Origin of the sequence: Streptomyces sp. NPDC058240, from assembly GCF_042882135.1 — a bacterium.
In the GTDB taxonomy this organism is placed as follows: Bacteria; Actinomycetota; Actinomycetes; order Streptomycetales; family Streptomycetaceae; genus Streptomyces.
Genome location: NZ_JBHVWT010000077.1, coordinates 13,101 through 17,431, shown reverse-complemented (window position 1 = coordinate 17,431; position 4,331 = coordinate 13,101). Strand labels below are relative to the sequence as shown.

General features: G+C 70.7%; 4 protein-coding genes. All 4 read right to left on the bottom strand.

Annotated elements, in window-relative coordinates; all coding sequences use genetic code 11:
- Nucleotides 1-164, bottom strand: a 164-nt coding sequence (locus tag ACFVX4_RS39545; protein ID WP_362209164.1) for a flavodoxin-dependent (E)-4-hydroxy-3-methylbut-2-enyl-diphosphate synthase, incomplete at its 3' end; no start/stop codon positions are given.
- 180 nt (nucleotides 165-344) lie between these two features.
- Complete coding sequence (locus ACFVX4_RS39540) at nucleotides 345-1,655, bottom strand: M50 family metallopeptidase (RefSeq protein WP_389987602.1); 1,311 nt, start codon at nucleotides 1,653-1,655, stop codon at nucleotides 345-347.
- Nucleotides 1,652-2,905, bottom strand: coding sequence for a 1-deoxy-D-xylulose-5-phosphate reductoisomerase (gene dxr / locus ACFVX4_RS39535; protein WP_266427424.1), 1,254 nt, complete (start codon nucleotides 2,903-2,905; stop codon nucleotides 1,652-1,654). The genes ACFVX4_RS39540 and dxr overlap by 4 nt, the downstream gene beginning before the upstream one ends.
- 69 nt (nucleotides 2,906-2,974) lie before the next feature.
- Nucleotides 2,975-4,213: a 3-phosphoshikimate 1-carboxyvinyltransferase gene (gene aroA, locus ACFVX4_RS39530; protein ID WP_389987599.1), complete on the bottom strand. Its 1,239-nt coding sequence runs from the start codon at nucleotides 4,211-4,213 to the stop codon at nucleotides 2,975-2,977.
- Nucleotides 4,214-4,331: the final 118 nt, after the last annotated feature.

The following is a 4,331-nucleotide window of genomic DNA, read 5'->3' as shown; positions in this document are numbered from 1 at the left end:
TGCAACGTCGCACCCACGTCCGACGTACGCGTCGTGGTCATCGACTGCACCGACACCGGCGCATCCCCGCCCACCGCAACCGACCCGACCTGGATCTTGCGGCTGACCCTCCGGTCGGCGAGCTTGGTCGGAACGGACGGAATTCCGAGAGAAATCGCAGTCATGCGCTGAGCATCCCCAAGGTGTGGATCAAGGTCCCGAGATCGGCGGGCTCCGGCCTTCGAGGTTACGGCACCGGCGGCGGCCCGGAGCACACCGCGTCCGGGAGCGCCGCACAAAGGCGACGGCCCGGACACACACTGTGTGCCGGGCCGTCACTCGTGGTGCACGAGGTGGTGGGTGGGTCAGGAGATCTTGACCGGATTCACGATGTCGGCGACCAGCACCAGCAGCGTGAAGCAGATGAAGACACCGGCGACGACATAGGCGACCGGCATCAGCTTGGCCACGTCGAAGGGCCCCGGGTCGGGGCGCTTGAAGACCCGTGCCACATTGCGGCGCAGGGCCTCCCAGAGCGCTCCGGCGATGTGCCCGCCGTCGAGCGGCAGCAGGGGCAGCATGTTGAAGAGGAACAGCGAGAGGTTGAAGCCCGCCAGTAGGAACAGCATCATCGCGATCTGGTTCTGCGCCGGTACGTCGAGCGTCATCACCTCGCCGCCGATCCTGGCCGCGCCGACGACGCCGACCGGGGAGTCGGCCGCGCGCTCGCCGTCACCGAAAGCGGCGTTCCACAGGCCCGGGATCTTGGACGGGAGGGCGATGATCGAGTCGACGCCGTTCTCGACCATGTCTCCCATGCGGACGACCGAGTCACCGAAGGAGAGCGGGACGATCTCGGTCTGGGCCGCGAAGCCGAGGTAGCCGGCCTCCACGAAATCGCCGGGGACGACCTCGCCCTTGGAGTCCTTCTTCGCCACCGAGTTCTTCTGGAGCACGGCGTGGAGGGTCTTCTCCTGGCCGTCGCGCCGGACCGTGAGGGTGGCGGGGCCGATGGTGTCGCGGATCTTCTCGGAGAGCGTGCCCCAGTCGTCGACCTTCTGGCCGTCGAAGGCGACGATCGTGTCGCCCTTCTTGAGTCCTGCGGCCAGTGCGGGCGAGACCGGGTCGGACTTCCTGCACTTGTCGCGGTTCTCGCTCTGGTCGATCACGCACTTCTGGACGCCGGCGACCTCGGTGGTCTGGGTCTGGAAGCCGAAGGTCATCGCCACGCCGATGAAGATCGCGACGGCGAGGACCAGGTTCATGAACGGTCCGGCGAACATCACGATGACGCGCTTCCACGGCTTGCGCGTGTAGAAGAGGCGCTTCTCGTCACCCGGTTCGAGTTCTTCGAAGGCGGCGGACCTGGCGTCCTCGATCATGCCGCGCCACGGCGAGGTGGACCGCGCCTCCAGGCGTCCGTCCTTTCCCGGCGGGAACATGCCGATCATGCGGATGTAGCCGCCGGCCGGGATGGCCTTGATCCCGTACTCGGTGTCGCCCTTCTTCCGCGACCAGACCGTCGGTCCGAATCCGACCATGTACTGGGGGACGCGGATGCCGAAGAGCTTGGCGGTCGACAGGTGCCCGAGCTCGTGCCAGGCGATCGAGAACAGCAGACCGATGGCGAAGACGACGATGCCCAGAATCGTCAACAGGACCGTCGTAATACTCATGCGCGCGCCTCCGCTGTCGCTTTCGCCGAGAGTTCACGGGCCCGGGCGCGTGCCCAGGTCTCCGCTTCCAGGACGTCTGCGACCGTGAGCGAAGTTCCCGTGGCGGGGGTGCCGTGTTCGGCCACCACCGCGGTGACCGTATCCATGATGCCGTTGAACGGCAGCCGTCCGGCGAGGAATGCGTCGACGCATTCCTCGTTGGCGGCGTTGAAGACGGCCGGTGCGGTGGCGCCGAGCGTGCCCACGTGCCTGGCCAGTCCCACGGACGGGAAGGCCTCGTCGTCGAGGGGGAAGAACTCCCAGCTGGACGCCTTCGACCAGTCGAAGGCGGGGGCGGCGTCCGGGACACGGGCGGGCCAGCCGAGGCCGATGGCGATCGGGCCCCTCATGTCCGGGGGCGTGGCCTGGGCGAGGGTGGAGCCGTCGGTGAACTCCACCATGGAGTGGACGTACGACTGGGGGTGGACCACGACCTCGATCCGGTCGAACGGGATGTCGTAGAGGAGATGGGCCTCGATGACCTCCAGGCCCTTGTTGACCAGGGTGGCGGAGTTGATCGTGATGACCGGTCCCATGGCCCAGGTCGGGTGGGCGAGGGCCTGCTCGCGCGTGACGTCCGCCAGCTCGCTCCTCGTCCGTCCCCGGAAGGGGCCGCCGGAGGCGGTGACGACGAGCTTGCGCACGTCGGCGCGGGTACCGGCGCCCAGCGCCTGGAAGAGCGCGGCGTGTTCGGAGTCGACCGGGATGATCTGGCCGGGCTTCGCCAGCGCCTTGACCAGCGGGCCGCCGACGATCAGCGACTCCTTGTTGGCCAGGGCGAGCGTGCGGCCCGCCTCCAGCGCGGCGAGCGTCGGGGCGAGTCCGATCGATCCGGTGATTCCGTTGAGCACGGTGTGGCAGTCGCTCGCCGCGAGCTGTGCGGCGGCGTCGGGCCCTGCCAGGATCTCGGGGAGCGGCTCGCCCGTCCCGTACTGCTCGCGCAGCGCCTCACGGAGGGCCGGTACGGCGTCCGGTGCGGCGACGGCCACGGTACGCACCCGCAGCTGCCGCGCCTGCTCGGCGAGGAGGGCGACCCGTCCGCCCGCGGCGGAGAGCGCGGTGACGCGGAAGCGGTCGGGGTTGCGCAGCACCAGGTCGATGGCCTGGGTGCCGATGGATCCGGTGGAGCCGAGGATGACGAGATCCCGGCGGCCTTCCGCTGCGTCGAAGACGAGGTGCGGGTCGGCGAGGGGGGCAGGGCTGTCGCTCATGCCCCCCATTGTTGCCGCATCTCCTGTGGGCGTGGACAGTGCGTCCCGCACACGGGGTGGCCGGGAGCCCTATCGGCAGGCGGGTTCCGCGAATTCGGCGAAGGCCTGGTGGAATCCGGGGAACGTCTTCCGTACGCAACCGGGGTCGTCGAAGGTGATGCCCGGCACCCGCAGGCCGGCGACGGCGAACGACATGACGATGCGGTGGTCGCCGTGGGTGGCGATCTCGGCGGGGCGGGGGGTTCCGGGCCGGATCTCGATCCAGTCCCGGCCCGTCGCGACCGTGATGCCCATCCGCCGGAGGTTCTGGGCGCAGACCTCCAGCCGGTCGCACTCCTTGACCCGGGTGTTGCCCACGTCCTCGATGCGTACCGGCCCCGACGCGAAGGGGGCGATGGCGGCCAGCGTCGGCATGGTGTCGGAGATGTCGCGCATGTTGACGGTGAGGCCCGAGAGGGTTCCGCCGGAGCGGACGGTGGTGGAATCGGCGGTGGTCTGCACCTCGGCGCCCATGCGGCGCAGTACGTCGACGAAGCGCAGGTCGCCCTGGAGCGCGTCGGTGCCGAGGCCGGGAACGGTGATCCCACGGCCGGTGAGGGCCGCCGCGGCGAAGAAGTAGCTCGCGGTGGAGGCGTCGGGCTCGATGGCGTACGTGGTGGCCCGGTAGCCGCCGGGCGGCACGGTGAAGACGTTGCCGTCGCGGGTCACCTCGACGCCGAAGCCGCGCATCATCGCGAGGGTGATCGCGATGTACGGGGCGGAGACCAGGTCGGTGACGGTGATCCGCAGCCCCTTCGCGGTCAGCGGTCCGAGCATCAGCAGCGCGGTGAGGTACTGGGAGGACTCCCCCGCGTCCAGGCTGAGTTCGCCGCCCTCGATTCCGGACGCGGCGATCCGCAGCGGGTGATGGCCCTCGGCCCCGTCGTGGCGCAGGTCGACGCCGAGCGTGCGCAGGGCCTCGGTGAGCGGGGCGAGGGGGCGGCGGCGCATCTGGGCGGAGGCGTCGAAGCGGTACGTGCCCCGGGTGGCGGCCGCGGCGAGGGTCGGCAGGAAGCGGGCCGTGGTGGCGCCGTCGCGACAGTAGACGTCGGCGTCGGCGACGGCGGGGCCCGTGGGGCGGCCCTCGATGTGCCAGCGGTCCGCCTCCCGCTCGACCCGGTAGCCGAGGCGCGTGAGGCCTTCGGCGAAGCCCTCGGTGTCGTCGGAACGCAGGGGGCGTACGAGGGTGCTGGTGCCGTTCGCGGCGGCGGCCAGGAACAGGGCACGCGCGGTGACGGACTTGGAGCCGGGGATGTGGGTGACGGTCACGGGTCGTCATCCTGCCGCACCGCGCGCGGCCGGGGGGGGGGGGGCCGCGGGGGGGGGGGGGGGGCCCGCCACCCGGGGGGGGAGGGGGGGGAGGGGGGAACCGCGTCCCGGGGGGGAG